Here is a 26,180-nt window from a genome sequence, read left to right on the forward strand (position 1 = left end):
AGAGAATAAGGAGAAGAAATGAAACCGTCAATTTATAGTTTAACACGTCAAACCATGCAGGAATGGGTTTTGGAGCAGGGAGAAAAGAAATTCCGTGCAGATCAAATCTGGGAATGGCTTTACCGTAAACGTGTCCAGTCATTTGAAGAGATGACCAACCTTTCCAAGGATTTGATTGCTAAGCTTAATGACCAGTTTGTGGTCAATCCCTTGAAACAACGTATCGTTCAAGAGTCTGCTGATGGGACAGTTAAATATCTTTTTGAATTGCCAGATGGAATGCTGATTGAGACAGTACTCATGCGTCAACACTATGGTTTGTCAGTCTGTGTGACCACTCAGGTTGGCTGTAATATCGGTTGTACCTTCTGTGCCTCTGGTTTGATTAAGAAACAACGCGACCTCAATAACGGTGAAATCGTAGCGCAAATCATGCTGGTTCAGAAATACTTTGATGAGCGTGGTCAGGACGAACGCGTCAGCCATATCGTTGTCATGGGAATTGGTGAACCATTTGATAACTACAACAATGTCTTGAATTTCGTTCGTACCATTAATGATGACAAGGGAATGGCCATCGGTGCTCGTCATATTACGGTTTCAACTTCAGGTTTGGCCCATAAAATTCGTGACTTTGCTAATGAAGGAGTTCAGGTCAATCTTGCCGTTTCTCTTCACGCACCTAACAATGAATTACGCTCAAGCATCATGAAGATTAACCGTGCCTTTCCGATTGAAAAACTCTTTGCTGCTATTGAGTACTACATTGAGACAACTAATCGTCGTGTGACCTTTGAGTATATCATGCTCAATGAAGTCAATGATGGTGTAGAACAAGCCTTGGAATTGGCTGAATTGCTCAAGAATATCAAGAAATTGTCTTATGTAAACTTAATTCCTTATAACCCAGTTAGTGAGCATGACCAATATAGCCGTAGTCCGAAAGAGCGCGTCCTGGCCTTTTATGATACGCTTAAGAAAAAAGGGGTCAACTGTGTGGTTCGTCAAGAGCACGGTACTGATATTGATGCAGCTTGTGGACAATTGCGCTCTAACACAATGAAACGTGACCGCCAGAAAGCAGTCACAGCGGTCAATCCTTAATGATGAAGAAAACTTATAATCATATTTTGGTCTGGGGAGTCATTTTCTATAGCATTTGTATCGTTTACTTTTGCTTTACTCCTCAAGAACATTCTCCTGTGGGAGTGGAAACTCCAGGTATTCAGCATCTTGGACGCCTGGTTTTTCTTTTGACGCCTTTCAATTCTTTCTGGAAACTGGGTGAAGTGAGTGATATGGGACAATTATGTTGGATTTTTTTACAAAATATCCTCAATGTCTTCTTGCTCTTCCCTCTGATTTTTCAACTTATCTATCTCTTTCCAAATTTAAGGAAAATAAAAAGAGTGCTACTTTTCAGTTTTCTAGTGAGTCTTGGAATTGAGTGTACGCAGTTAGTCTTGGACTTTTTCTTTGATTTTAATCGCGTCTTTGAGATTGATGATTTGTGGACCAATACCTTGGGTGGCTATCTGGCTTGGCTCCTCTATAAACAATTACATAAAAACAAGATAAGGAATTAAAATGAGTATTTTAGAAGTTAAAAATCTGAGTCACGGTTTTGGTGACCGTGCAATTTTTGAAGATGTGTCCTTCCGTCTCCTCAAGGGAGAACATATCGGTCTAGTCGGTGCCAATGGTGAAGGGAAATCAACCTTTATGAGCATTGTGACTGGTAAGATGTTGCCAGACGAAGGAAAGGTTGAGTGGTCCAAATATGTGACGGCAGGCTACTTAGACCAGCACTCCGTTCTTGCTGAAGGCCAATCTGTTCGTGATGTTCTCCGTACAGCCTTTGATGAGCTATTCAAAGCTGAAGCCCGTATCAATGACCTCTATATGGAAATGGCTGAAGACGGAGCGGATGTTGATGCTCTCATGGAAGAAGTGGGTGAACTCCAAGACCGTCTGGAGAGTCGTGATTTTTACACCTTGGATGCTAAGATTGATGAAGTGGCGCGTGCCCTTGGTGTCATGGACTTTGGCATGGATACGGATGTAACCTCTTTGTCAGGTGGGCAAAGAACCAAAGTGCTTTTGGCCAAGCTTCTCCTTGAAAAGCCTGATATCTTACTTCTGGACGAGCCAACCAACTACTTGGATGCTGAGCATATTGACTGGCTCAAGCGCTATCTCCAAAACTATGAGAATGCCTTTGTCCTTATTTCGCACGATATTCCATTCCTGAACGATGTGATTAATATTGTCTACCATGTAGAGAATCAACAGCTGACGCGTTACTCTGGTGACTACTACCAGTTCCAAGAAGTCTATGCTATGAAGAAATCTCAGCTAGAGGCAGCCTACGAACGTCAGCAGAAAGAGATTGCGGACCTCAAGGACTTCGTGGCACGAAACAAAGCGCGTGTTGCAACACGAAACATGGCCATGTCTCGTCAGAAGAAATTGGATAAGATGGATATTATCGAACTGCAAAGTGAGAAACCAAAACCATCCTTTGATTTCAAACCAGCTCGTACGCCAGGGCGCTTTATCTTCCAAGCCAAAGATTTGCAAATTGGTTACGACCGTCCTCTGACCAAGCCTTTAAATCTTACCTTTGAACGCAATCAAAAGGTTGCTATTATCGGTGCCAATGGTATAGGGAAAACAACTCTCTTGAAGTCTCTCTTGGGTATTATTCCACCAATCGCTGGGGAAGTTGAACGAGGTGATTACCTAGAACTTGGTTACTTTGAGCAGGAAGTAGAAGGTGGCAATCGTCAAACACCACTAGAGGCTGTCTGGAATGCCTTTCCAGCCCTCAATCAAGCAGAAGTCCGTGCAGCCCTTGCCCGTTGTGGTTTGACAACCAAGCATATTGAAAGTCAAATTCAGGTCTTGTCAGGTGGGGAACAAGCCAAGGTTCGTTTCTGTCTCTTGATGAATCGTGAAAACAATGTTTTAGTGCTGGACGAGCCGACCAACCATTTGGATGTGGATGCCAAGGATGAACTCAAACGCGCTCTCAAAGAATATAAGGGATCTATTCTTATGGTCTGTCACGAACCAGACTTCTATGAAGGCTGGATGGACCAAATCTGGGATTTTAATAATTTAACTTAAGAATGAGAGTAAAAGAAATACAGTACCGAATGTGGGTACTGTATTTTTTAGGTTTTTAAGATTTAATACTCTTCGAAAATCAAATTCAAACCGCGTCAACGTCGCCTTGCCTTATGTATAGTTACTGACTTCGTCAGTTCTATCCACAACCTCAAAGCAGTGCTTTGAGCAGCCTGTAGCTAGTTTCCTAGTTTGCTCTTTGATTTTCATTGAGTTTAAAATCGTAGTCTTTCACCACTTCGATACTGTCGATAGTGATAGCAGTCGTTGGTTTGTCTTTTTCATCTTTTTCGGCTTTAGCAATTTTATCTACTACATCCATACCGTCAATCACTTGACCAAAGACTGGGTGTTTGCCATCTAGACTAGGGTTTCCCCCTTCTTTATAGGTTTCGATGATTTTCTTTGGATACTTGCTTGTAGGGAGTTTAGCAGAGGTATCTGTAGAGTTTTGGTTGATGAAGAACTGGCTACCATTGGTGTTTGGTTGACCAGTATTAGCCATAGAAAGAGCACCACGGATGTTATAGAGATAAGGAGTAATCTCGTTTTTGAAGCCAGTTCCCTTGTCTTTAGTCTTATCTTTGTCATGCCAGATGGACTGACCACCTGTACCGTCCCCTTTTGGATCTCCAGTTTGAACCATGAAGCCATCGATGACACGGTGGAAGGTAATGCCGTTATAGTAGCCTTCTTTGGCATGAGTGAGGAAGTTTTCAACCGCTAGAGGAGCGAGTTTAGGGAAGAGTTTGATACGGATATCTCCTTGACTTGTGTGGAGAATCACTTCAGCCTCGTCTTCAGCAACTTCTTTAGATAGTTGTGGGAAATTGGCGTTTTCGTTTGTTAAAGCATCGTTTAACTCCTTGGCAGATTGTGCTGCTGCTTTGGAGCTTTCCTCAGTAGCCAAGCTAGAATCTACATAGTCATCACCACGCAAACTGCGTTGGATGCTGCTACATCCAGCAAGGGCTACAGTGGACAGTAAAAGAAGAGTTGCTAGTTTTTTCATTCTGTTCCTCTCAAAAATTCATTTCTACCATTGTACCCTAAAAGGAAGTGGATTTCAAATATTAGTGACAAGACAGTTTTAGAGAAAATCAATCCCAAAGTCGCTTGATTAGAGATTTTTCTTTGGATACCGGTCGATAATTTCCTGGTACTGTTCCAGTATCTGCTCTCCCTTTGGACTCAATTTGTAGCCACGAATCGAAAAGTGACTTGCTAATTCTTCTTCTGAAAAGTTGTCATGAAGGGCTTGGTCCAGATCGGCAGCCTTCATCTTAGATAGTCCTGCAATTCCCTTGCTTTTCAGAATATTCTTTTTCATTGTAGCATTCAGATGGTCAAGTGAGTCAAATGCAGTTTCAATGACAGTATAACCTTTTTCTACCAGAGTTTTAGATGCTTAGGGGTATCAATACCATAAGTGTACTCGAAGTATTTAGGAAACCAGGTTTCGGTGGTAAAAGTGCCAAACTGGATTCTCCAGAGTAGAATGATATCTCCTGCTAGTAAATCATCTGTTAATAATTCCATGTTTCTTTTGGGAACAGGCTTGGGATTTAGAAGCCAAGCATCCAAATCACGTTCAGGCGATATGGGTTTGAGTTGATGGTCTTTATAAAATGTTTCTAATACTCTTCGAAAATCAAATTCAAACTACGTCAGCTTTGCCTTGCCGTAGATATATGTAACTGACTTCGTCAGTCTTATCTACAACCTCAAAGCAGTGCTTTGAGCAACCTGCGGCTAGCTTCCTAGTTTGCTCTTTGATTTTCATTGAGTATAAAATAGTATTCACTGATAGCCTCTTTCAAACATTTATTTCCTACTTCTAACAAATTTCTAAATGGTTTAAAAATTTTATAGTATGTCAAGTTTTTTTCTTGACACCTGTCAGAAATCTGCTATAATAGAACATGTGCTAAATAGCTCAGCTATTTCACCGAAATAAAAAATAAGAAAAGAGACTTTAAAAATGGCAGTTAAAATCCGTTTGACTCGTATGGGTTCTAAGAAAAAACCTTTCTACCGTATCAACGTAGCAGATTCACGTTCACCACGTGACGGACGTTTCATCGAAACAGTTGGAACTTACAACCCACTTGTTGCTGAAAACCAAGTAACTTTGAAAGAAGACCGCGTTCTTGCATGGTTGGCTGATGGAGCTCAACCTTCAGATACAGTTCGCAACATCCTTTCAAAAGAAGGTGTATTGAAGAAATTCCACGATTCTAAATTCTCAAAATAAGTTTAAAGTAGGTTGACAGATGGATACGATTGAAAATCTCATTATTGCGATTGTGAAACCCTTGATTTCACAACCAGATGCCTTAACTATCAAGATTGAAGATACACCAGAGTTTTTGGAATATCATTTGGATCTTGATCAAAGCGATGTGGGTCGTGTAATTGGTCGTAAGGGTCGCACTATTTCTGCGATAAGAACGATTGTCTACTCTGTCCCAACTGAAGATAAAAAAGTAAGAATCGTTATTGACGAAAAATAAGAAGGGCGGGACGGATGTCTCGCTTTTTTTGCAAGGAGTAGGATATGAAGGATTTAACGTTTAGACAATTACAAGACTACTTATACTTAATGAAAATTAAAAAGCAAACTAGGAAGCTAGCCACAAGCTGTACTTGAGTATGGTAAGGCGATGCTGACGTGGTTTGAAGAGATTTTCGAAGAGTATTACTCGAACATTATCAGCAGTCTCGAACTGAGGAATGTCTCTTTATCAAGCTAGTGGAGGAAGTCGGAGAAGTAGCCGAAGTTTTGAACGGGCACTCTGGCCGAAAAGATGGGGTTCAAGACTTGAATGAGGAACTTGCTAAAGAACTAGCTGATATTATTTACTACACCGTCGCAATCGCGGCTATCAATGACATTGACTTAACAAATACCATCTTTGAGAAAGACAAAACTGCAGCCATTAAGTACCAACATGAACGTGATTTGGAAGGATTTTTGAAGGAATTCGAGAGTTGACATACTTTTTCTCTAACTTGAGAAAATCCCTAGAACGTGATAAAATAAAGGATAAGGATTTTTAATAATTCATTATACAGAATGAGTGGATTTCTTTATGAAGAGGTTTGAAGTATCTACAGAAATTGGTAGTCTTTCTGTTACTTATCAAAAGCAAAAGAAAATGCTAGTTTGTTTAAGTGGCGCAGGTTTGCTACCAAGTTATGAAAATTTTTCACTTATACTTGAAAAACTTCCTCCTACAATTGGTTATTTGACAATTGATTTTCCGAACACAGGTAGGAGTCCGATTCATGACCAAACTGGAAAAAATCTAGATAATCTTGCAGATGCGGTTTATGAAGCACTTGAAGAATTAGGGATTTCTGAATATATACTTTGTGCACATAGTTTGAGTGGAATTTTAGCTTGCAAATTACTCAAGAAACCAATTAAGTGTCAGGCTTTACTAGCAATTGAACCGACAACTAAAAAAGTCATGTTGGCTGATTTTTCAGAAAATCCTTATCCAGAAATGGAAAGGCAGATGAGGCTGATTGACGAGTGTGGTCCTGAACTTTATTTTAAGAACTTAACTCAAGAGACATTTAGCCCTGAAATTAATAAAGAAATCTGGGAATTAATGCAAGAAAAAGGCTCAGAGTTGGAAAATCAAGATCCAGAATTTCAGATATCTGGAGAGATTACTGAGGAAGATTTTGAGAATTTGTCGATAGAATCTCATGTTCCTGTATTTGTTTTTTGTCAGCCTTATAGAGAAAAAGAGTACAGAGAATCAGAATATTGGACTTCCAATACTAAACTCATTTTAGGAGGGAATCACCATTATTTACAATGGTCAGAATCAGAAAAAATTGCGGCTATTATTCAAGAATTGTCAGAATAATATGGAAAGAAGGAGACTACAGGAGACAAGATGAACTACTTTAATGTTGGGAAAATCGTCAATACGCAGGGTTTGCAGGGTGAGATGCGAGTCTTGTCTGTGACGGATTTTGCAGAAGAACGGTTTAAAAAAGGAGCCGAGCTGGCTTTGTTTGATGAAAAAGATCAGTTCGTTCAAACAGTGACCATAGCTAGCCACCGTAAACAGAAGAACTTTGACATTATTAAATTCAAAGATATGTACCATATCAACGCTATCGAAAAGTACAAGGGATACAGTCTCAAGGTTGCTGAGGAAGATTTAAACGATTTAGATGATGGTGAATTTTATTATCACGAGATTATCGGTTTGGAAGTCTATGAGGGTGATAATTTGATTGGAACCATCAAGGAAATCCTGCAACCAGGTGCTAACGATGTCTGGATGGTCAAGCGAAAAGGCAAGCGTGATTTGTTATTGCCTTATATCCCACCAGTGGTTCTCAATGTTGATATTCCAAATAACCGCGTCGATGTGGAAATCTTAGAAGGGTTAGACGATGAAGATTGATATTTTAACCCTTTTTCCAGAGATGTTTTCTCCGCTAGAGCACTCAATCGTTGGAAAGGCACGTGAAAAAGGGCTCTTGGATATCCAGTATCATAATTTTCGAGAATATGCTGAAAAGGCCCGCCATGTCGACGATGAGCCCTATGGAGGCGGTCAGGGGATGTTGCTACGAGCCCAACCCATTTTCGATGCCTTTGATGCTATTGAAAAGAAAAATCCGCGCGTTATTCTCCTCGATCCTGCTGGAAAGCAGTTTGATCAAGCTTATGCCGAGGATTTGGCTCAAGAGGAAGAACTGATCTTTATCTGTGGGCACTACGAGGGTTATGATGAGCGCATTAAGACCTTGGTAACGGATGAGATTTCTTTGGGTGACTATGTCCTGACTGGTGGAGAGTTGGCGGCTATGACCATGATTGATGCTACGGTTCGCCTGATTCCAGAAGTGATTGGTAAGGAGTCTAGCCACCAAGATGATAGTTTTTCTTCTGGCCTTCTTGAATATCCTCAGTACACACGCCCCTATGATTATCGAGGGATGGTCGTGCCAGATGTACTGATGAGCGGGCACCATGAAAAAATTCGTCAGTGGCGATTGTATGAGAGTTTGAAGAAAACCTATGAACGCAGACCGGATTTGCTTGAACATTATCAACTAACAGCAGAAGAAGAAAAAATGCTGACAGAAATTAAAGAAAACAAAGAATAAAGGAGAAAGCTATGCAAGTAATCAAACGTGATGGAGAAATTGCTGAATTTAATCCAGATAAGATTTACCAAGCTATCTTAAAGGCAGCCCAGACTGTCTATGTATTGACAGATGATTTGCGTCAAAATCTTGCACAAGTCACTAAGAAAGTCGTTTTGGATTTGGAAGAAGCCAAGGTGGAACGTGCTACCATCAGCATGATTCAGTCTTTGGTTGAACATCGTTTACTGGGTGCAGGTTACATTACCATTGCAGAACACTACATTTCCTATCGTCTACAACGTGACTTGGAAAGAAGTGGTTATGGAGACCATATCGCTGTTCATTTACATTTTGAACAAATTCGCTAAGAAAAAAGAGTGGGATGAAGCAACTACATCTCACTCTTTCTTAAATCTATTTTTTTGGGCTGTTTGGACGGTTGAAGGGACAAATCGCAGGCGTTGAATATCGCTTATGCGGATAATACGGGTCACATTTTTGGCAAAATTTTTCACGATAATTTGCTGGCGTTGCTGATCGTATTTGATGATGTCACCTGTAAAACTTGTCTCAGACAAGATAAGGTGAACAGCGGTTTGTTTCTGGATAGCCTCTTCAATAGTGGCTGTATGGGAGTTGGTTTCAGTCTGATCAGGTTGGTCATGTCCATTTAAAAAGTCATGTATTTTATTTAGAACTTGATGGAATTTATGTCTCATATTGGCCTCCCTTCTTTTATATCAATATTATATAAAATTTTCCTAAAATCTACAAGATTTTACGAATAAACTAATGAAAGCTAAAAAAGGAGAAGAAAATGGCAGAATTTACATTTGAAATCGAAGAGCACTTGTTGACTCTTTCTGAAAACGAAAAAGGTTGGACCAAGGAAATCAACCGTGTGAGCTTTAATGGTGCCCCTGCAAAGTTTGATATTCGTGCTTGGAACCCAGATCATACTAAAATGGGCAAAGGAATTACTCTCTCAAATGAAGAATTTCAAACCATGGTGGATGCCTTTAAAGGCAACTAATACTCAATGAAAATCAAAGAGCAAACTAGGAAGCTAGCCGTAGGCAGTACTTGAGTACGGCAAGGCGAAGCTGACGTGGTTTGAATTTGATTTTCGAAGAGTATAAGTTTTCAAAATGAAAGAAAAGGATACTGAGTCATGACAACTCTATATCCTTTTTTAGTTAGCAAAGTAAGCTTGATTTTTAAGGCGTTGAAGTAATGGACGGCTAATAAAACTAATAGCAATAATTTTACCAAGATCTGGGATGATAAAGGGAAATACCCCCACAGCAAGAGCTTTTTCAAATGGCATTCCAGCTAGGAAATGTAATCCAATGATCCCACCAACAAAAACAAGTGTATCTCCCAAGAGATTTGCTAGAAAAATTCTGACAAAACCACTATCACTGTTAGTTAGAGAAGAGGTAAGTCCAGAATAAACAAGATAAAACCAAAGATAGCCTGCAGTAGGACCAATCAAAGCATGAAATCCAGCTCCACCTCCTGCAAAGACAGGAAGACCGATAGCACCTAGAAGAAGATAAAGTCCAACAGAAAGTACAGCCTCTCTCGGTCTAAAGACAGTAGCAATCAGGCCGATTGCAAAGTTCTGCAGAGTGAAGGGAACAGGTCCAATTGGAAGACTGATTTGTGCCAAAACAGCAATGAGAGCAGCCCCAATAGCAGGGATAGCATAAACGTGAGCTTTTTTCAAAATAGTTAACCTCTTTTCTTATGTATAGTAACTATTATACTTAATTTAATATTATTGTCAACCTGTTTCTGTAACAAAGGTAACAAAAAACTGTAACGGCCGATTTTGCTGATTGGGTAAGTTGTTTTCATCGACTCGAAAATCATTAAAAAAGAAGCAGACACATTTGTATCAGCTTCTTTTGTGTCGATTAACGCATGGTTACAAATTCTTCGGATGCAGTTGGGTGAATCGCCACAGTTGCATCAAAGTCTGCCTTGGTTGCTCCCATTTTGATAGCAACAGCAAATCCTTGAATCATTTCATCAACACCGTATCCAATTCCATGAAGTCCGACAACTTTTTCTTCCGAACCAGCTGTGATCAATTTGAAACGTGTTTCTTGACGGTTGTAAGTGCAAGCAGAGTACATAGAAGTAAAGCTTGATTTGTAAACCTTGATTTGGTCTTGACCGTATTCTTTAATAGCTTGCTCTTCTGTCAATCCAACAGTTCCGATAGCAGGGTGTGAAAAGACAACGGTTGGAATAGTTGAGTAGTCCATTTTAGCAGTTGTTTTGCCGTTAAAGAGACGTTCAGATAAAGTACGTCCAGCCTTGATAGCAACTGGAGTTAGTTCTTTTTCGCCTGTTACATCACCTAGAGCGTAGATTCTCTCAACAACAGTATTTTGGTATTCATCCACTTGGATAAAGCCACGTTCGTTCAGAGTTACTCCAGCTTTTTCAAGTTGCAAACCCTTAACATTTGGACGGCGACCTGTAGCCCAGATAACTTGGCTAGCTGTGTGACTAGTACCATCTTCAAAATGAATGGTAATGCCTTCAGCAGTTTTTTCTAACTTGACAGGGACTTTGTGAGTATGAAGTGGTAAGTTTGTTCTTTCCATTTCCTTGACCAAACCTTCAACGATGTAAGAATCAAAACCACGTAAAGGACGATCGCGGCGAACAAAGAGGTCTGTCTTGACACCAAAAGTGTGGAGAACACCAGCCAATTCAACGGCGATATAACCAGCACCTAAAATAGCAACTGACTCTGGAAGTTCTTCCCAGGCAAATACATCATCAGAAGAACCACCTAGTTCAGCACCAGGAATATTTGGAATACTTGGATGGGCACCAGTAGCAATCACGATATGTTTAGCACGAATGAGTTCACCATTTACGCTGACAGTATGAGAATCTACAAATTCAGCATGGCCTTCAATCAGGTCTACGCCGTTGCGTTTAAAACTGCCATCATAAGAAGAACGAGCGCGATCGATGTAGGCTTCACGATTGCGACGTAGGGTTGCAAAGTCAAAGTTTAGATTAGTAGTCTTAAAGCCATAGTCTTCTCCAAATTGATGGAAAGTCTCAGCGATTTGTGCCCCGTACCACATGATTTTTTTAGGAACACAACCGACGTTGACACAGGTTCCACCTAATTTATTTTCCTCAATAACGGCCGCTTTGGCTCCGTGTTCACCAGCACGGTTCATGGTAGCAATTCCTCCGCTACCTCCACCGATAGCAATGATATCATATTCTCTCATTGAAAACTCCTTTGTACTCTTTTAAATAGTAGAGTGTCATTTTTTGATAGTCATATTCTATCTTTTTTTTGATTTGATTGCAAAAATCTGCTACGTTCAAAAAATTAAAGAAAAGGCTTGCAAAAAAGAAAAATAAAGTGTATGATATATCTAGTACAATAACTAAACAAAAAATCCGAACAATAAGTGAATCCTGAAATGTCATTATTTCGTTCTAAAATGTTATTGTTTATATTTGGGAATTTTTGTATAATATTGTTAAGGACTTTAAATCAAAAAAGGAGTTTCATTATGAAAAAGAATGGTAAAGCTAAAAAGTGGCAATTGTATGCAGCAATTGGTGCTGCCAGTGTAGTTGTATTGGGGGCTGGGGGGATCTTGCTCTTTAGACAACCTTCTCATACTGCTGTAAAAGATGAAGCTACTCATCTTGTTGTTGCTAAGGAGGGAAGCGTGGCATCTTCTGTCTTATTGTCAGGGACAGTAACAGCAAAAAATGAACAATATGTTTATTTTGATGCTAGTAAGGGAGATTTAGATGAAATCCTTGTTTCTGTGGGTGATAAGGTTAGTGAAGGGCAGGCTTTAGTCAAGTACAGTAGTTCAGAAGCCCAGGCTGCCTATGATTCAGCTAGTCGAGCAGTAGCTAAGGCAGATCGTCATATCAATGAACTCAATCAAGCACGAAATGAAGCCGCTTCAGCTCCGGCTCCACAGTTACCAGTGTCAGCAGGAGGAGAAGGTGCTGCAGCCCAAACTCCAGCTCCAGTCTCAGGAAATTCAGTTTCATCTATTGATGCACAACTGGGTGATGCTCGTGATGCCCGTGCAGATGCAGCAGCGCAATTAAGCAAGGCTCAAAGTCAGTTGGATGCAACGACTGTTCTCAGTACCCTAGAAGGAACTGTAGTCGAAGTCAACCGCAATGTTTCAAAATCTCCAACAGGAGCTAGTCAGGTGATGGTTCATATTGTAAGCAATGAAAACTTACAAGTTAAGGGCGAACTATCTGAATACAACCTTGCCAACCTATCTGTAGGACAAGAAGTAACCTTCACTTCTAAAGTTTATCGAGATAAGAGCTGGACTGGTAAGATTAGCTATATCTCCGACTACCCTAAAAACAATGGCGAAGCAGCAAGTGCAACTCCTGCCACAGCAGCTGGTAATTCTGGTTCTAAATATCCATATACCATTGATGTTACAAGTGAAATTGGTGATTTGAAACAAGGATTCTCAGTAAGTGTTGAGGTCAAGAATAAGAGTAAAGCCATTTTGGTTCCTCTAACAAGTGTTGTGACTGAAAATGATAAGAACTATGTCTGGGTGCTTGACGAGCAGAAAAAGGCCAAGAAAGTGGAAGTTGGTTTGGGTAATGCTGATGCAGACAACCAAGAAATCACTTCAGGTCTGACAAATGGAGTCAAGGTCATCAGTAACCCAACGTCTTCTCTAGAGGAAGGAAAAGAGGTGAAGGCTGATGAAGCAACTAATTAGTCTACAAAATATCTGCAGAAGTTACCGTAATGGTGACCAAGAACTGCAGGTACTCAAAAATATTAACCTTGAAGTGAATGAGGGTGAGTTTGTTGCCATTATGGGACCATCAGGTTCTGGTAAGTCTACTCTCATGAATACGATTGGTATGTTGGATACACCAAGTAGTGGAGAATATTATCTTGAAGGCCAAGAAGTGGCTGGACTTGGTGAAAAACAACTAGCCAAGGTTCGCAATCAACAAATCGGATTTGTTTTTCAGCAGTTCTTTCTTCTATCCAAACTCAATGCTCTGCAAAATGTAGAATTACCCTTGATTTATGCAGGAGTTTCGGCTTCAAAACGGCGCAAGTTAGCTGAGGAATATCTTGATAAGGTTGAATTGACAGAACGTAGTCACCATTTACCTTCGGAATTATCTGGAGGTCAAAAGCAACGTGTAGCCATTGCGCGTGCCTTGGTAAACAATCCTTCTATTATCCTAGCAGACGAACCGACAGGAGCCTTGGATACCAAAACAGGGAATCAAATTATGCAACTATTGGTTGACTTGAACAAAGAAGGAAAAACTATTATCATGGTAACGCATGAGCCTGAAATAGCTGCTTATGCCAAACGTCAGATTGTCATTCGAGATGGAGTTATTTCGTCTGATAGTGCTCAGTTAGAAAAGGAGGAAAACTAAGATGCAGAATCTGAAATTTGCCTTTTCATCTATCATGGCTCATAAGATGCGTTCTTTGCTTACCATGATTGGGATTATCATCGGTGTTTCATCCGTTGTTGTGATTATGGCTCTGGGAGATTCTATGTCTCGACAGCTCAATAAAAACATGACCAGATCTCAGAAGAATATCAGTGTCTTTTTCTCTTCTAAAAAAAGTAAAGATGGGTCTTTTACTCAGAAACAATCAGCTTTTACGGTTTCTGGAAAAGAAGAGGAAGTTCATGTTGAACCACCAAAACCGCAAGAATCTTGGGTCAAGGAGGCAGCCAAACTCAAGGGAGTGGATAATTACTATGTAACCAACTCAACGAACGCCATCTTGACTTATAAAGATAAAAAGGTTGAAAATGCCAATTTGACAGGTGGAAACAGAACTTATATGGAGGCTGTTAACAATGAAATTCTTGCAGGTCGTAGTCTGAGAGAACAAGATTTCAAAGAATTTGCAAGTGTCATTTTGCTTGATGAAGAATTATCCATTAGTCTATTTGGATCTCCTCAAGAGGCTATTAACAAGGTTGTGGAAGTCAATGGTTTTAGTTATCGAGTCATTGGTGTTTATACTAGCCCAGAATCTAAAAATTCAAAAATGTATGGTCTTGGTGGCTTGCCTATTACCACAAATATCTCCCTTGCTGCGAATTTTAATGTAGATGAAATTGCTAATATTGTCTTTCGAGTGAATGACACAAGCTTGACTCAAACTCTGGGGCCAGAATTAGCACGAAAAATGACAGAGCTTGCTGGCTTGCAACAGGGAGAATATCAAGTAGCAGATGAGTCAGCTGTATTTGCAGAAGTTCAACAATCGTTTAGTTTTATGACGACGATTATTAGTGCCATCGCAGGAATTTCTCTCTTTGTTGGAGGAACTGGTGTTATGAATATCATGCTGGTTTCAGTAACAGAGCGTACTCGTGAGATTGGTCTCCGTAAGGCTTTGGGTGCAACGCGTGCTAATATTTTAATCCAGTTTTTGATTGAATCCATGATTTTGACCTTGTTAGGTGGCTTGATTGGATTGACAATTGCAAGTGGTTTAACTGCCTTAGCAGGTTTGCTATTGCAAGGATTGATTGCGGGTATAGAAGTGGGAGTATCGCTCCCAGTTGCCCTATTTAGTCTTGCAGTTTCGGCTAGCGTGGGTATAGTTTTTGGGGTCTTGCCAGCCAACAAGGCATCGAAACTTGATCCAATCGAAGCCCTTCGTTATGAATAAGATCAACAAGATGGACACTCGTCTATCTTGTTTTTGTATGGATTTCTCTATCGAAAATCATTAAAAATGTGATATAATGAAGTGTTAGAAAAACAGGTTTCATTTGCCTGGAAAGGAAAAATTATGTCTGAAAAGAATTTTTATATTACAACGCCGATTTACTATCCATCTGGGAAACTCCATATCGGTTCTGCCTACACAACCATCGCCTGTGATGTCCTAGCCCGTTACAAACGCCTGATGGGCTACGATGTCTTTTATTTGACAGGGCTTGATGAGCATGGTCAAAAGATTCAGCAAAAAGCTGAAGAAGCTGGCATCACACCTCAAGCCTATGTTGATGGGATGGTAGTTGGAGTCAAAGAACTCTGGCAATTACTAGATATCTCATACGATAAATTTATCCGCACAACTGATGACTACCATGAAAAAGTAGTGGCGCAGGTCTTTGAACGCTTGCTGGCTCAAGATGACATCTACTTGGGTGAATACTCTGGTTGGTATTCAGTTTCAGATGAGGAATTCTTTACAGAAAGCCAGCTGGCGGAAGTATTCCGTGATGAAGCTGGAAATGTGACTGGTGGAATCGCTCCATCAGGTCACGAAGTGGAATGGGTATCTGAAGAATCCTACTTCCTTCGCCTCAGCAAATACCAAGACCGTTTGGTCGAATTTTTCAAAGCCCATCCTGAGTTCATCACTCCAGATGGTCGTCTCAATGAAATGTTGCGTAACTTCATCGAGCCAGGTTTGGAAGACTTGGCTGTTTCTCGTACAACCTTTACATGGGGTGTTCCAGTACCATCTAATCCAAAACACGTTGTCTACGTCTGGATTGATGCCCTTCTGAACTATGCGACAGCGCTTGGCTATGATCAAGACGAACATGGTAACTTTGACAAGTTCTGGAATGGAACTGTCTTCCATATGGTGGGGAAAGACATACTTCGTTTCCACTCAATCTATTGGCCAATCCTTCTTATGATGTTGGATATCAAATTGCCAGACCGTTTGATTGCCCATGGTTGGTTTGTCATGAAAGACGGAAAAATGTCTAAGTCTAAAGGAAATGTCGTTTACCCTGAAATGTTGGTAGAGCGTTATGGGCTTGACCCACTTCGTTACTACCTCATGCGTAGCCTTCCAGTTGGTTCAGACGGAACCTTCACTCCTGAAGACTATGTAGGCCGTATCAACTACGAATTGGCCAATGATCTTGGGAACCTCCTTAACCGTACGATTTCCATGATTAACAAATATTTTGATGGAAAAATCCCTGACTATGTAGAGGGTGTGACAGAATTTGACCATGCTCTTGCCCAAGTAGCTGCCGAATCAATCGCTGATTACCATACACACATGGAAGCAGTTGATTACCCACGTGCTTTAGAAGCAGTCTGGACTCTGATTTCTCGTACTAACAAATACATCGACGAGACAGCTCCATGGGTCTTGGCTAAGGATGAAGCTCTCCGTAATCAATTAGCAAGTGTTATGAGCCACTTGGCAGCTAGCCTTCGTGTCGTAGCCCACTTGATTGAACCATTTATGATGGAAACCAGTCGTGCAGTCTTGACTCAACTTGGCTTGGAAGAAGTAGCGAGCCTTGAAAACTTGAGCTTGGCTGACTTCCCTGAGGGTGTAACAGTAGTTGCCAAAGGAACACCAATCTTCCCACGTTTGGATATGGAAGAAGAAATCGCCTATATCAAGGAACAAATGGAGGGCAACAAGCCAGCTGTTGAAAAAGAATGGAATCCAGATGAAGTTGAACTCAAACTAAACAAGGAAGAAATTAAGTTTGAAGACTTTGACAAGGTTGAAATTCGTGTTGCAGAAGTCAAAGAAGTGTCTAAAGTGGAAGGTTCTGATAAGTTGCTTCAATTCCGCTTGGATGCAGGTGATGGTGAAGATCGTCAAATTCTTTCAGGAATTGCGAAGTACTATCCAAACGAACAAGAATTGGTCGGCAAGAAAGTCCAAATCGTTGCCAACCTCAAACCGCGTAAGATGATGAAAAAATATGTCAGCCAAGGTATGATTCTCTCAGCTGAACATGATGGAAAATTAACCCTTCTAACAGTTGATCCAGCTGTACCAAACGGAAGTGTGATTGGGTAACAATAGACAGGACTAGTTTATGCTAGTTCTGTTTTTTTATTTTAACTATTATGCTTTACAAACTAGTTTGAAAGTAGTATACTATAGGTGAAGCTACTAATAGGTATTACAAAATAGGCGAGGAGGGAGAAGGGATGAAAGAAACTCAACTGTTAAAGGGTGTTCTTGAAGGTTGTGTCTTGGATATGATTGGTCAAAAAGAGCGATATGGTTATGAGTTGGTTCAGACTTTGCGAGAGGCTGGATTTGATACTATCGTTCCAGGAACTATTTACCCTTTGTTGCAAAAGTTAGAAAAAAATCAATGGATAAGAGGCGACATGCGTCCGTCGCCAGATGGTCCAGATCGGAAGTATTTTTCGTTAACGAAAGAAGGAGAAGAGCGTGTCTCAGTCTTTTGGCAACAATGGGACGATTTGAGTCAAAAAGTAGAAGGAATTAAGAATGGGGGTTAAACCATGAAGAAAATGAAGTATTATGAAGAAACAAGCGCCTTGTTGCATGAGTTTTCTGAGGAGAATCAGCAGTATTTTGAGGAGTTGTGGGATAGTTTTAATCTTGCTGGATTTCTCTATGATGAGGACTATCTCAGAGAGCAAATTTATTTGATGATGTTAGATTTCTCAGAAGCAGAACGAGATGGCATGAGTGCAGAGGAGTATCTAGGTAAGAATCCTAAAAAAATAATGAAAGAGATACTCAAGGAAGCACCACGCAGTTCTATCAAGGAGTCACTGTTGACGCCAACCCTTGTCCTAGTGGTATTACGTTATTATCAACTACTAGGTGATTTTTCTAAAGGTCCTCTCTTAACAGTCAATTTGCTCACATTTTTAGGGCAACTTCTTCTTTTTTTGATTGGATTTGGGCTTGTGGCTACAATTTTACGATGGAGTTTAGTTCAAGATTCTCCTAAGATGAAAATTGGCACTTATATTGTCGTTGGGATTCTTGTTCTTCTAGTTGTTCTAGGATATGTAGGAATGGCAAATTTCATACAAGAAGGAGCCTTTTATCTTCCTGCTCCCTGGGATAGTTTCCTTGTCTTTACGCTTTCGCTAATCATCAGTATTTGGAATTGGAAAGAAGCGGTCTTTCGTCCCTTTGTCAGTATGGTTGTTGCCCATCTTGTTGTAGGTTCTCTGCTCCGTTACTATGAGTGGATGGGCATTTCACATGTTTTCTTCACAAAAATCATTCCTTTAGCTGTTCTCTTTATTGGTATTTTTCTCTTGTTCCGTGGATTTAAGAAGATAAAATGGAGTGAAATATAGTCAAAAAGCCGTTGCAAAGCGGTTTTTTGTTATAATTAAATGAAGAATGTAGAATCAAAGGAGAATAACATGACTTTTGAAGAAATCCTGCCTGGCTTAAAGGCTAAGAAAAAATATGTACGCACTGGTTGGGGAGGGGCTGAAAACTATGTCCAACTCTTTGACACTATCGAACAAAGCGGGGTTGCACTTGAAGTGACGCCCTATTTCCTAATCAACGTGTCTGGAGAAGGAGAAGGTTTTTCCATGTGGAGCCCGACACCTTGTGATATTTTGGCGACGGATTGGGTAGAAGTGCATGACTAGGCGTGTACTCATTACAGGAGTGAGCTCAGGTATCGGATTAGCTCAAGCTCGCCTCTTTTTAGAGAAGGACTATCAAGTTTATGGAGTGGACCAAGGTGAAAATCCACTCTTACAGGGTGATTTCCACTTTTTACAGAGAGATTTGACCTTGGACTTGGAGCCTATTTTTGACTGGTGTTCTCAGGTGGATGTTTTGTGCAATACTGCTGGAGTTTTGGATGATTACAAACCGCTTTTGGAACAGACAGCGCAGGAAATTCAAGAGATTTTTGAAATTAACTATGTGACTCCTGTTGAGTTGACTCGGCACTACTTGACACAAATGCTGGAGAATAAAAAAGGAATCATTATCAATATGTGCTCCATTGCTTCTAGCCTAGCAGGTGGAGGTGGACACGCTTATACCTCCTCAAAGCATGCCTTGGCTGGCTTCACCAAGCAGTTGGCTCTAGACTATGCCGAAGCTGGGATTCAGGTCTTTGGGATTGCTCCAGGAGCAGTCAAGACGGGTATGACCGCTGCGGACTTTGAACCAGGTGGGCTGGCGGACTGGGTGGCTAGTGAAACGCCCATCAAGCGCTGGATTGAGCCAGAGGAAGTAGCAGAGATTAGCCTTTTCTTAGCAAGTGGAAAAGCAAGCGCCATGCAAGGACAAATCTTGACAATAGATGGTGGCTGGAGCTTAAAGTAGGAGTAGTTGGATGGAAATCAAAAAACACTTTGGAGTCTACGCTGTTTGCTTTGAAAATGGGAAGTTACTCTGCATTGAAAAAACGAGAGGCCCTTATCAATATCGGTATGATCTACCCGGTGGCAGTCAACAACTTGGTGAAGGACTTACGGAAACTCTGATTAGAGAAGTTTTGGAAGAGACGGGATTTACTGTTAGAAGCTACTCCAATCCTCGAATCTACGATGTTTTCGTCAGGGAAGAGTTGAAAAATTTTATGGTTCACCATGTCATGGTCTTGTATGATATTGAGATAAACGATAAGGCACCTCAAGTGAATATTTCTGAAGCTGTGTCTGATGGTGCGAATGATTCACTGGGATATGTTTGGATGGATATTCAAAAAATCACAGAAGAAAATGCATCGCCATTAGTCTTGAAGGTTAAGTCTGAATTATTAGGATTTCCAGAACTGGACAAGACCTTGTATATGAATTGGAAGGTGAATGATGAGAAACCAACTTGCCCTTAGTGGCGAAAAACTTGATGAAAAAGTTTACCCACAACTATTTCACCACATTGGAATGATTCGTGGGGAATACTTGTTGAGGGAGCTCAATCAAAACATCCTGTTACCAAGTTGTCAGCAATTTGTAAAAGATTATCTAGAGACTATTTGCTCCTTGTACTCAGATGAAGAAGTTTGGTATCGTTTTTCTGAATTAACGAATACAGAAGCCAATTGTTTAGAGGGAACTAAACAGCATTTTGACGAACGTCATCCTTTGTTTGGTTATAGAGGGACTAGGCGTTTACTAGCGTGTCTGGATGAATTTCAGGCTGAGGCAAATATCGTTACAGAAGTTTATCAAACCAATCCCAATCTGTCTGTTATTTTTCCTTTTGTCAATGATGCTGTGCAGTTAGAGCAAGCTATTAGAGTGTTGCGTCAGCATGGTTTTACTGGGAAAATCGGCACAATGATTGAATTGCCGTCAGCATATTTTGACTTGGACAGGATACTGGAAACGGGCATTTCAAAGATTGTAGTTGGAATGAATGATTTGACTTCTTTTGTTTTTGCGACTGTGAGAAATAGTCAATGGCATGATATGGAAAGTCTCATTATGTTAGATATGCTGAGACAGATGCAGGATAAAGCAAGGACGAAAAAGATTGACTTTGCTGTGGCAGGTTATTTGAATGCTTCCTTCATACAAAAAATGAATCTGATGGGGATCAAGTGTATTATCCACTATAGTTCTATTCCAGAGATTTTTGATTTAGAGATTGACCATCCAGACCACCTCAAACGTGTAAAAGAAGTAAGTAAAAAATTACAAAGGAGCAACCCATGACACCGCAAGAAATGTGGAATGCCTATAAGCAAATCAACCCTTCTATCGGAGATGAGATAGATGCCTGGGTTTTTGGAGTAGATGCTGATCTCTTGGCAGATTTGGTTTTAAGAGGAGAAAAGACAGCAACTGCTTCTGCCTACGACCTCTACGCATTAGAAGACGAACCCCTTCCACAAGAAGGAAACTTTGATGTCATTTTAGACAGTCAAAATCAGGCTGTCTGCATCGTCGAAATTACAAGGGTTTCTGTTCAACCTTTCAAGCAAGTTTCTGCTGACCATGCCTACAAGGAAGGAGAGGGAGACAAATCCCTAGCCTATTGGCGTCAGGTTCATGAGGATTGTTTCGCTGAGTGGCTGAGAGAGGCAGGACTAACTTTTATTCCTAACAGCAAGGTTGTTTTAGAAGAATTTCGCAAGGTCTATCCCCTGTAGACTATTAGAAGGAAGAAAGTTTTGGAAATCGCTGTCCAATCCTTTTTTCTCAAGCAAAACATGATATAATAAGTTTGTTTGAAGAAGAGCTCTAGCTCTTAAACTTAGATAGGAGAAAACTATGCAAGCAGTTGAACATTTTATTAAGCAATTTGTTCCTGAACACTATGATTTATTTTTAGACTTGAGTCGTGAGACCAAGACGTTTTCTGGGAAGGTGACCATTACTGGTCAAGCACAGAGTGACCGTATTTCCCTGCACCAAAAAGACTTGGAAATCGTTTCTGTAGAAGCTGCAGGTCAAGATCGTCCATTTACGGTTGATCATGACAATGAAGCCCTTCATATCGAATTGGCTGAGGCTGGTCAAGTTGAAGTGGTTATTACTTTTTCAGGAAAAATCACAGACAATATGACAGGAATTTACCCTTCATACTACACAGTTGATGGTGTCAAGAAGGAAGTCTTGTCTACTCAGTTCGAGAGCCATTTTGCGCGCGAAGCCTTCCCTTGCGTGGATGAGCCAGAAGCCAAAGCAACTTTTGATCTCGCTCTACGTTTTGACCAAGCAGAAGGTGAATTGGCCTTGTCTAACATGCCAGAAATCGATGTTGAAAACCGCAAGGAAACAGGTATCTGGAAGTTTGAGACAACACCTCGCATGTCTTCTTACTTGTTGGCCTTTGTTGCGGGTGATTTACAAGGAGTAACGGCTAAAACTAAAAACGGTACCCTTGTAGGTGTCTACTCAACCAAAGCCCACCCACTATCTAACCTTGATTTCTCACTGGACATCGCCGTTCGTTCAATCGAGTTTTACGAAGATTACTACGGAGTCAAGTACCCAATCCCTCAATCTCTCCATATCGCTCTTCCTGACTTTTCATCAGGTGCTATGGAAAACTGGGGTCTTGTGACCTACCGTGAAGTTTACTTGGTTGTCGATGAGAACTCTACATTTGCCAGTCGTCAACAAGTTGCCCTTGTAGTGGCACATGAGTTGGCTCACCAATGGTTCGGTAACCTCGTGACTATGAAATGGTGGGATGACCTTTGGCTCAATGAAAGTTTTGCCAACATGATGGAATATGTCTGTGTGGATGCCATCGAGCCAAGCTGGAATATCTTTGAAGATTTTCAAACAGGTGGCGTTCCGTCTGCCTTGAAACGTGATGCGACAGATGGTGTGCAGTCTGTTCACGTTGAAGTCAAACACCCAGATGAAATCAATACGCTCTTTGATGGCGCTATCGTCTATGCCAAAGGAAGTCGCCTCATGCACATGCTTCGTCGTTGGCTTGGCGATGCTGATTTCGCTAAAGGTTTGCACGCTTACTTTGAAAAACACCAATACAGCAATACAATTGGTCGTGACCTTTGGAATGCCCTTGGTCAAGCGTCAGGACGTGATGTTGCAGCCTTCATGGATTCTTGGTTGGAACAGCCTGGTTACCCAGTTCTTACTGTCAAAGTTGAAAATGATGTTTTGAAGATTTCACAAAAACAATTCTTTATCGGTGAGCACGAAGACAAGAACCGTCTCTGGGTAGTGCCACTTAACAGCAACTGGAAAGGCTTGCCTGATACACTTGAAACTAAAAGTATCGAAATTCCTGGCTACGCAGCTCTTCTTGCTGAAAATGAAGGAGCTCTTCGTTTCAATACTGAAAATACTGCCCACTACATTACAGATTACCAAGGAGATTTGTTAGAAGCTATTCTTGCTGACCTAGTTGAGCTGGATAACACAAGTAAACTGCAAATCGTTCAAGAACGTCGTTTGCTTGCTGAAGCGGGTCACATTTCTTATGCAGACTTGCTCCCAGTCCTTGATAAACTTGCTAAGGAAGAATCATACCTTGTCGTTTCAGCTGTTTCTCAAGTTATTTCTGCCCTTGAGCGCTTTATCGATGAAGGTACAGAAGCTGAGAAAGCCTTTAACAGTCTGGTTGCTAAATTGGCTCGTCATAACTATGACCGTCTTGGTTTTGAGGCTAAAGACGGAGAATCAGATGAGGATGAATTGGTTCGTCAGCTGTCTGTTTCTATGATGATTCGCTCAAATGATGCAGAAGCTAGTCAAGTCGCTAGCCAAATCTTCGAAGCTCACAAGGATCAGCTTGCAGGACTTCCAGCAGCAATCCGTTCACAAGTCCTGATCAATGAGATGAAACATCATGAGACCAAAGACTTGTTAGCACTTTATCTTGATACTTATACTCACGCAACAGATGCGGTCTTTAAACGTCAGTTGGCAGGAGCTCTTGCATACAGCACAGATGCGGACCATATCCAAACCTTGATTGCTTCTTGGAAGGACAAATTTGTGGTCAAACCACAAGACTTGTCAGCTTGGTACAATCATTTCCTATCTCATCAAGCAACTCAGGAAACAGCTTGGTCTTGGGCGCGTGAAAACTGGGATTGGATTAAGGCAGCTCTTGGAGGAGATATGAGCTTTGATAGCTTTGTTATCCTTCCTGCCCATGTATTTAAGACTCAGCAACGCTTGGCAGAGTACAAGGAGTTCTTTGAACCACAACTTTCTGACCTTGCTCTTAGCCGTAACATCGGTATGGGAATCAAGGAAATTGCAGCGCGTGTTGACTTGATTAACCGTGAAAAAGCTGCAGTGGAAGCAGTCGTTCTTCAATACGGAACTAAATAATTAAGACTAAATGAAAAAGAAAACTCAGCTATCTCATGTAAAATGCAGAGAGTTGAGTTTTTTTTAAGGCAAATTTGGTATAATGGTTTTAATAAGGAGGAGTTTCTCATGATAAAAATCTTATTGGTTGAGGATGACCTAGGCCTGTCAAATTCAGTATTTGACTTTTTAGACGATTTTGCAGATGTCATGCAGGTATTTGATGGAGAAGAAGGTCTCTACGAAGCTGAGAGTGGCGTCTATGACTTGATTTTGCTGGATTTGATGTTGCCAGAAAAAAATGGTTTCCAAGTCTTGAAAGAATTGCGTGAAAAGGGAATTACGACACCAGTTCTGATTATGACTGCCAAGGAAAGTTTGGATGACAAGGGACATGGATTTGAATTGGGAGCAGATGATTACCTGACCAAACCTTTCTACCTAGAAGAACTCAAAATGCGGATTCAGGCCCTTCTCAAACGTTCAGGTAAATTTAATGAAAACACCTTGACTTATGGAAATATTGTGGTTAATCTGTCAACCAATACCGTTAAAGTCGAAGATACTCCTGTCGAATTGCTGGGTAAGGAGTTTGATTTATTAGTTTATTTCCTTCAAAATCAAAATGTGATTTTGCCGAAGACTCAGATTTTTGATCGTCTATGGGGATTTGATAGTGATACAACGATTTCGGTCGTCGAAGTTTATGTTTCAAAAGTCCGTAAGAAATTAAAAGGAACCACTTTTGCAGAAAATTTGCAAACCTTGCGTAGTGTTGGGTATATATTAAAAGATGTTCAGTAAACTAAAAAAAACATGGTATGCGGATGACTTTAGCTACTTTATCCGCAACTTTGGTGTCTTTACCCTGATTTTCTCTACCATGACTCTGATTATTTTGCAGGTCATGCATTCGAGTCTCTATACTTCGGTGGATGATACGCTCCATGGCTTGAGTAATAATCCTCAGGCAGTTATTCAGCTTGCGGTAAATAGGGCGACAGAAGAGATTAAAGATTTAGAGAATGCTGCTACAGATACTAGTAAGACTGAGATAAAACCCAATGTCAGTTCTAATACGGAGGTTATTCTTTTTGATAAGAATTTTACCCAGCTCCTTTCTGGAAATCGATTTTTGGGTTTGGATAAGATTAAGTTAGAGAAGAAAGAACTAGGCCATATCTATCAGATTCAGGTTTTTAATAGCTATGGACAGGAAGAAATCTATCGCATGATCTTGATGGAAACCAATATCAGTTCGGTTTCAACCAATATTAAGTATGCGGCTGTCTTGATTAATACCAGTCAGTTGGAGCAGGCCAGTCAAAAGCATGAGCAACTGATTGTGGTTGTGATGGCTAGTTTCTGGATTTTATCTTTGCTTGCCAGTCTCTATCTAGCTCGAGTCAGTGTCCGACCTCTGCTTGAGAGCATGCAGAAGCAGCAGTCCTTTGTGGAAAATGCTAGTCATGAGTTACGAACTCCACTTGCAGTTTTGCAAAATCGTTTAGAGACCCTTTTCCGTAAGCCAGAAGCTACCATTATGGATGTGAGCGAAAGCATTGCATCGAGTTTGGAAGAAGTCCGAAATATGCGGTTTTTGACGACAAACTTGCTGAACTTAGCTCGGAGAGATGATGGGATTAAGCCGGAACTTGCAGAAGTTCCAACTAGCTTTTTTAACACGACTTTCACTAACTATGAGATGATTGCTTCGGAAAATGACCGTGTCTTCCGTTTTGAAAATCGCATCCATCGCACGATTGTCACAGATCAGCTTCTTTTGAAACAACTGATGACCATCCTATTTGATAATGCTGTCAAGTATACTGAAGAGGATGGTGAAATTGATTTTGTGATTTCAGCTACTGATCGTAGTCTTTACTTGTTAGTTTCCGACAATGGAGTCGGTATTTCAGCAGAAGATAAGAAGAAGATTTTTGACCGTTTTTATCGAGTGGATAAGGCTAGAACCCGTCAAAAGGGTGGTTTTGGTTTAGGATTATCCCTAGCTAAGCAAATTGTAGATGCGCTAAAAGGAACCATTACTGTTAAAGATAATAAACCAAAGGGAACAAGCTTTGAAGTGAAAATAGCCATCCACACACCATCTAAAAAGAAAAAATAAAAATATCGCTCCAGATGGGGCGATATTTTGGAGTACGACGGGCATGTCGTATATCTGAGGTGTAAGTCCTCCGTGGGCACCCGCTACCGGTGAACCCAATAGCGATTCCCAAGCCTGACTATCGTGAGGTAGCGGGGAGAGGAAGGGATAGCGAAATCGTGGCTCTACGAACAGGAACGTGATAGTAAGGCGTATATAGCGGATAAGGGGGCTCCAAACTCTAAAGTCCAAAAAGGTAGTCGTAACCTATATGCGTAAATCACGAGAGTAAACGAGGAAA

Annotated in this window: 30 protein-coding genes and 1 pseudogene; 25 read left to right on the top strand and 6 right to left on the bottom strand. The window is 40.8% G+C overall.

The features are described 5' to 3' along the window. Nucleotides 1-18 precede the first annotated feature (18 nt). From rlmN to CJ239_RS04605, 3 genes are read left to right on the top strand one after another with little or no spacing between them, the layout of a single operon-like run. Entirely contained in the window at nucleotides 19-1,104 is a 1,086-nt protein-coding gene (rlmN, locus tag CJ239_RS04595) for a 23S rRNA (adenine(2503)-C(2))-methyltransferase RlmN (RefSeq protein WP_102210707.1), read from the top strand. Next, nucleotides 1,104-1,586: a VanZ family protein gene (locus CJ239_RS04600; protein WP_102210708.1), complete on the top strand. Its 483-nt coding sequence runs from the start codon at nucleotides 1,104-1,106 to the stop codon at nucleotides 1,584-1,586. The genes rlmN and CJ239_RS04600 overlap by 1 nt, the downstream gene beginning before the upstream one ends. A 1-nt stretch (nucleotide 1,587) precedes the next feature. After that, a complete protein-coding gene (locus tag CJ239_RS04605) occupies nucleotides 1,588-3,129 on the top strand; it encodes an ABC-F family ATP-binding cassette domain-containing protein (protein WP_000025378.1) in 1,542 nt (513 codons plus the stop codon). A gap of 187 nt (nucleotides 3,130-3,316) precedes the next feature. Here the strand turns inward: CJ239_RS04605 and CJ239_RS04610 are convergent, their stop codons facing one another. The 3 genes from CJ239_RS04610 to CJ239_RS12120 form a co-directional block, all read right to left on the bottom strand. After that, nucleotides 3,317-4,141 carry a peptidylprolyl isomerase gene (locus CJ239_RS04610; protein ID WP_102210709.1) on the bottom strand — a complete coding sequence of 275 codons (825 nt, stop codon included), beginning with the start codon at nucleotides 4,139-4,141 and terminating at the stop codon, nucleotides 3,317-3,319. Between the two features lie 108 nt (nucleotides 4,142-4,249). Beyond that, the gene (locus CJ239_RS04615; protein WP_102210710.1) at nucleotides 4,250-4,459 is read right to left on the bottom strand and encodes a hypothetical protein; all 210 of its coding nucleotides are present in this window, start codon (nucleotides 4,457-4,459) and stop codon (nucleotides 4,250-4,252) included. Nucleotides 4,460-4,786: 327 nt separating this feature from the next. Beyond that, nucleotides 4,787-4,912 carry a hypothetical protein gene (locus CJ239_RS12120; protein WP_000693059.1) on the bottom strand — a complete coding sequence of 42 codons (126 nt, stop codon included), beginning with the start codon at nucleotides 4,910-4,912 and terminating at the stop codon, nucleotides 4,787-4,789. A gap of 198 nt (nucleotides 4,913-5,110) precedes the next feature. Between CJ239_RS12120 and rpsP the strand changes: the two genes are divergently transcribed. The 7 genes and pseudogenes from rpsP (at nucleotide 5,111) to CJ239_RS04660 (ending at nucleotide 8,618) form a co-directional block, all read left to right on the top strand. After that, nucleotides 5,111-5,383 carry a 30S ribosomal protein S16 gene (rpsP, locus tag CJ239_RS04625; protein WP_000268760.1) on the top strand — a complete coding sequence of 91 codons (273 nt, stop codon included), beginning with the start codon at nucleotides 5,111-5,113 and terminating at the stop codon, nucleotides 5,381-5,383. A 19-nt stretch (nucleotides 5,384-5,402) separates the two neighbouring features. Then, nucleotides 5,403-5,642 (top strand): RNA-binding protein KphA, encoded by a 240-nt coding sequence (gene kphA, locus CJ239_RS04630; RefSeq protein WP_000379617.1) that lies wholly within the window; start codon nucleotides 5,403-5,405, stop codon nucleotides 5,640-5,642. A 182-nt stretch (nucleotides 5,643-5,824) separates the two neighbouring features. Next, a pseudogene (locus tag CJ239_RS04640) lies at nucleotides 5,825-6,124 on the top strand (MazG nucleotide pyrophosphohydrolase domain-containing protein); the annotation flags it as partial. Between the two features lie 97 nt (nucleotides 6,125-6,221). Next, nucleotides 6,222-7,010: an alpha/beta fold hydrolase gene (locus tag CJ239_RS04645; protein WP_102210711.1), complete on the top strand. Its 789-nt coding sequence runs from the start codon at nucleotides 6,222-6,224 to the stop codon at nucleotides 7,008-7,010. A gap of 30 nt (nucleotides 7,011-7,040) precedes the next feature. Then, the gene (gene rimM, locus CJ239_RS04650; protein WP_102210712.1) at nucleotides 7,041-7,559 is read left to right on the top strand and encodes a ribosome maturation factor RimM; all 519 of its coding nucleotides are present in this window, start codon (nucleotides 7,041-7,043) and stop codon (nucleotides 7,557-7,559) included. Beyond that, on the top strand, nucleotides 7,549-8,268 hold the full coding sequence (gene trmD / locus CJ239_RS04655) for a tRNA (guanosine(37)-N1)-methyltransferase TrmD (protein WP_102210713.1): 720 nt from the start codon (nucleotides 7,549-7,551) through the stop codon (nucleotides 8,266-8,268). The genes rimM and trmD overlap by 11 nt, the downstream gene beginning before the upstream one ends. An 11-nt stretch (nucleotides 8,269-8,279) precedes the next feature. Then, nucleotides 8,280-8,618 (top strand): ATP cone domain-containing protein, encoded by a 339-nt coding sequence (locus CJ239_RS04660; RefSeq protein WP_001196038.1) that lies wholly within the window; start codon nucleotides 8,280-8,282, stop codon nucleotides 8,616-8,618. A 30-nt stretch (nucleotides 8,619-8,648) separates the two neighbouring features. Here the strand turns inward: CJ239_RS04660 and CJ239_RS04665 are convergent, their stop codons facing one another. Beyond that, a complete protein-coding gene (locus CJ239_RS04665; protein ID WP_102210714.1) occupies nucleotides 8,649-8,969 on the bottom strand; it encodes a hypothetical protein in 321 nt (106 codons plus the stop codon). A gap of 98 nt (nucleotides 8,970-9,067) precedes the next feature. Here CJ239_RS04665 and CJ239_RS04670 point away from each other — a divergent pair, with 98 nt between their 5' ends. Further along, a complete protein-coding gene (locus CJ239_RS04670; RefSeq protein WP_102210715.1) occupies nucleotides 9,068-9,283 on the top strand; it encodes a YdbC family protein in 216 nt (71 codons plus the stop codon). A gap of 159 nt (nucleotides 9,284-9,442) precedes the next feature. Here CJ239_RS04670 and CJ239_RS04680 read toward each other — a convergent pair whose 3' ends face one another. Next, nucleotides 9,443-9,979 (bottom strand): biotin transporter BioY, encoded by a 537-nt coding sequence (locus CJ239_RS04680; RefSeq protein WP_102210716.1) that lies wholly within the window; start codon nucleotides 9,977-9,979, stop codon nucleotides 9,443-9,445. A gap of 190 nt (nucleotides 9,980-10,169) precedes the next feature. After that, complete coding sequence (gor, locus tag CJ239_RS04685) at nucleotides 10,170-11,516, bottom strand: glutathione-disulfide reductase (protein ID WP_102210717.1); 1,347 nt, start codon at nucleotides 11,514-11,516, stop codon at nucleotides 10,170-10,172. A gap of 288 nt (nucleotides 11,517-11,804) precedes the next feature. Between gor and CJ239_RS04695 the strand changes: the two genes are divergently transcribed. From CJ239_RS04695 to ciaH, 14 genes are all read left to right on the top strand, one after another. Further along, the gene (locus CJ239_RS04695; protein ID WP_180958215.1) at nucleotides 11,805-13,013 is read left to right on the top strand and encodes an efflux RND transporter periplasmic adaptor subunit; all 1,209 of its coding nucleotides are present in this window, start codon (nucleotides 11,805-11,807) and stop codon (nucleotides 13,011-13,013) included. Next, on the top strand, nucleotides 12,997-13,698 hold the full coding sequence (locus CJ239_RS04700) for an ABC transporter ATP-binding protein (RefSeq protein WP_102210720.1): 702 nt from the start codon (nucleotides 12,997-12,999) through the stop codon (nucleotides 13,696-13,698). The genes CJ239_RS04695 and CJ239_RS04700 overlap by 17 nt, the downstream gene beginning before the upstream one ends. 1 nt (nucleotide 13,699) lies before the next feature. Beyond that, nucleotides 13,700-14,959 (top strand): ABC transporter permease, encoded by a 1,260-nt coding sequence (locus tag CJ239_RS04705; RefSeq protein WP_102210721.1) that lies wholly within the window; start codon nucleotides 13,700-13,702, stop codon nucleotides 14,957-14,959. A gap of 123 nt (nucleotides 14,960-15,082) precedes the next feature. Next, entirely contained in the window at nucleotides 15,083-17,080 is a 1,998-nt protein-coding gene (gene metG, locus CJ239_RS04710) for a methionine--tRNA ligase (RefSeq protein WP_102210722.1), read from the top strand. A 134-nt stretch (nucleotides 17,081-17,214) separates the two neighbouring features. Continuing rightward, nucleotides 17,215-17,535 (top strand): PadR family transcriptional regulator, encoded by a 321-nt coding sequence (locus CJ239_RS04715; RefSeq protein WP_000665422.1) that lies wholly within the window; start codon nucleotides 17,215-17,217, stop codon nucleotides 17,533-17,535. Nucleotides 17,536-17,538: 3 nt separating this feature from the next. Then, nucleotides 17,539-18,354 carry a hypothetical protein gene (locus tag CJ239_RS04720; RefSeq protein WP_102210723.1) on the top strand — a complete coding sequence of 272 codons (816 nt, stop codon included), beginning with the start codon at nucleotides 17,539-17,541 and terminating at the stop codon, nucleotides 18,352-18,354. A gap of 69 nt (nucleotides 18,355-18,423) precedes the next feature. Next, the gene (locus tag CJ239_RS04725; RefSeq protein ID WP_102210724.1) at nucleotides 18,424-18,660 is read left to right on the top strand and encodes a DUF2829 domain-containing protein; all 237 of its coding nucleotides are present in this window, start codon (nucleotides 18,424-18,426) and stop codon (nucleotides 18,658-18,660) included. Beyond that, complete coding sequence (locus CJ239_RS04730; RefSeq protein ID WP_102210725.1) at nucleotides 18,653-19,351, top strand: 3-oxoacyl-ACP reductase; 699 nt, start codon at nucleotides 18,653-18,655, stop codon at nucleotides 19,349-19,351. Before CJ239_RS04725 ends, CJ239_RS04730 begins: the two co-directional genes overlap by 8 nt. A gap of 10 nt (nucleotides 19,352-19,361) precedes the next feature. Then, complete coding sequence (locus CJ239_RS04735) at nucleotides 19,362-19,862, top strand: NUDIX hydrolase (RefSeq protein WP_102210726.1); 501 nt, start codon at nucleotides 19,362-19,364, stop codon at nucleotides 19,860-19,862. Continuing rightward, complete coding sequence (locus tag CJ239_RS04740; RefSeq protein ID WP_102210727.1) at nucleotides 19,840-20,688, top strand: putative PEP-binding protein; 849 nt, start codon at nucleotides 19,840-19,842, stop codon at nucleotides 20,686-20,688. The genes CJ239_RS04735 and CJ239_RS04740 overlap by 23 nt, the downstream gene beginning before the upstream one ends. Beyond that, nucleotides 20,685-21,125: an ASCH domain-containing protein gene (locus CJ239_RS04745; protein ID WP_102210728.1), complete on the top strand. Its 441-nt coding sequence runs from the start codon at nucleotides 20,685-20,687 to the stop codon at nucleotides 21,123-21,125. Before CJ239_RS04740 ends, CJ239_RS04745 begins: the two co-directional genes overlap by 4 nt. A 121-nt stretch (nucleotides 21,126-21,246) precedes the next feature. Further along, a complete protein-coding gene (locus CJ239_RS04750; RefSeq protein ID WP_102210729.1) occupies nucleotides 21,247-23,793 on the top strand; it encodes a M1 family metallopeptidase in 2,547 nt (848 codons plus the stop codon). A gap of 108 nt (nucleotides 23,794-23,901) precedes the next feature. Then, nucleotides 23,902-24,576 carry a two-component system response regulator CiaR gene (gene ciaR / locus CJ239_RS04755; protein WP_000590639.1) on the top strand — a complete coding sequence of 225 codons (675 nt, stop codon included), beginning with the start codon at nucleotides 23,902-23,904 and terminating at the stop codon, nucleotides 24,574-24,576. Further along, entirely contained in the window at nucleotides 24,566-25,900 is a 1,335-nt protein-coding gene (ciaH, locus tag CJ239_RS04760) for a two-component system sensor histidine kinase CiaH (RefSeq protein WP_102210730.1), read from the top strand. Before ciaR ends, ciaH begins: the two co-directional genes overlap by 11 nt. Nucleotides 25,901-26,180 lie beyond the last annotated feature (280 nt).

This window comes from Streptococcus sp. UMB0029, from assembly GCF_002871495.1.
Classification (GTDB): Bacteria; Bacillota; Bacilli; order Lactobacillales; family Streptococcaceae; genus Streptococcus.

Bases quoted from the DNA above. Each gene is read 5' to 3' on its own strand.
- ciaH (WP_102210730.1), top strand. From the start codon at position 24,566: ATGTTCAGTAAACTAAAAAAAACATGGTATGCGGATGACTTTAGCTAC.
- CJ239_RS04670 (WP_102210715.1), top strand. From the start codon at position 9,068: ATGGCAGAATTTACATTTGAAATCGAAGAGCACTTGTTGACTCTTTCT.
- CJ239_RS12120 (WP_000693059.1), bottom strand. From the start codon at position 4,912: ATGAAAATCAAAGAGCAAACTAGGAAGCTAGCCGCAGGTTGCTCAAAG.
- CJ239_RS04715 (WP_000665422.1), top strand. From the start codon at position 17,215: ATGAAAGAAACTCAACTGTTAAAGGGTGTTCTTGAAGGTTGTGTCTTG.
- CJ239_RS04730 (WP_102210725.1), top strand. From the start codon at position 18,653: ATGACTAGGCGTGTACTCATTACAGGAGTGAGCTCAGGTATCGGATTA.
- CJ239_RS04740 (WP_102210727.1), top strand. From the start codon at position 19,840: ATGAGAAACCAACTTGCCCTTAGTGGCGAAAAACTTGATGAAAAAGTT.
- CJ239_RS04660 (WP_001196038.1), top strand. From the start codon at position 8,280: ATGCAAGTAATCAAACGTGATGGAGAAATTGCTGAATTTAATCCAGAT.
- gor (WP_102210717.1), bottom strand. From the start codon at position 11,516: ATGAGAGAATATGATATCATTGCTATCGGTGGAGGTAGCGGAGGAATT.
- ciaR (WP_000590639.1), top strand. From the start codon at position 23,902: ATGATAAAAATCTTATTGGTTGAGGATGACCTAGGCCTGTCAAATTCA.
- CJ239_RS04720 (WP_102210723.1), top strand. From the start codon at position 17,539: ATGAAGAAAATGAAGTATTATGAAGAAACAAGCGCCTTGTTGCATGAG.
- CJ239_RS04600 (WP_102210708.1), top strand. From the start codon at position 1,104: ATGATGAAGAAAACTTATAATCATATTTTGGTCTGGGGAGTCATTTTC.
- rpsP (WP_000268760.1), top strand. From the start codon at position 5,111: ATGGCAGTTAAAATCCGTTTGACTCGTATGGGTTCTAAGAAAAAACCT.
- CJ239_RS04705 (WP_102210721.1), top strand. From the start codon at position 13,700: ATGCAGAATCTGAAATTTGCCTTTTCATCTATCATGGCTCATAAGATG.
- trmD (WP_102210713.1), top strand. From the start codon at position 7,549: ATGAAGATTGATATTTTAACCCTTTTTCCAGAGATGTTTTCTCCGCTA.
- CJ239_RS04745 (WP_102210728.1), top strand. From the start codon at position 20,685: ATGACACCGCAAGAAATGTGGAATGCCTATAAGCAAATCAACCCTTCT.
- CJ239_RS04615 (WP_102210710.1), bottom strand. From the start codon at position 4,459: ATGAAAAAGAATATTCTGAAAAGCAAGGGAATTGCAGGACTATCTAAG.
- rlmN (WP_102210707.1), top strand. From the start codon at position 19: ATGAAACCGTCAATTTATAGTTTAACACGTCAAACCATGCAGGAATGG.
- CJ239_RS04735 (WP_102210726.1), top strand. From the start codon at position 19,362: ATGGAAATCAAAAAACACTTTGGAGTCTACGCTGTTTGCTTTGAAAAT.
- CJ239_RS04645 (WP_102210711.1), top strand. From the start codon at position 6,222: ATGAAGAGGTTTGAAGTATCTACAGAAATTGGTAGTCTTTCTGTTACT.
- CJ239_RS04605 (WP_000025378.1), top strand. From the start codon at position 1,588: ATGAGTATTTTAGAAGTTAAAAATCTGAGTCACGGTTTTGGTGACCGT.
- rimM (WP_102210712.1), top strand. From the start codon at position 7,041: ATGAACTACTTTAATGTTGGGAAAATCGTCAATACGCAGGGTTTGCAG.
- kphA (WP_000379617.1), top strand. From the start codon at position 5,403: ATGGATACGATTGAAAATCTCATTATTGCGATTGTGAAACCCTTGATT.
- CJ239_RS04725 (WP_102210724.1), top strand. From the start codon at position 18,424: ATGACTTTTGAAGAAATCCTGCCTGGCTTAAAGGCTAAGAAAAAATAT.
- metG (WP_102210722.1), top strand. From the start codon at position 15,083: ATGTCTGAAAAGAATTTTTATATTACAACGCCGATTTACTATCCATCT.
- CJ239_RS04750 (WP_102210729.1), top strand. From the start codon at position 21,247: ATGCAAGCAGTTGAACATTTTATTAAGCAATTTGTTCCTGAACACTAT.
- CJ239_RS04610 (WP_102210709.1), bottom strand. From the start codon at position 4,141: ATGAAAAAACTAGCAACTCTTCTTTTACTGTCCACTGTAGCCCTTGCT.
- CJ239_RS04665 (WP_102210714.1), bottom strand. From the start codon at position 8,969: ATGAGACATAAATTCCATCAAGTTCTAAATAAAATACATGACTTTTTA.
- CJ239_RS04700 (WP_102210720.1), top strand. From the start codon at position 12,997: ATGAAGCAACTAATTAGTCTACAAAATATCTGCAGAAGTTACCGTAAT.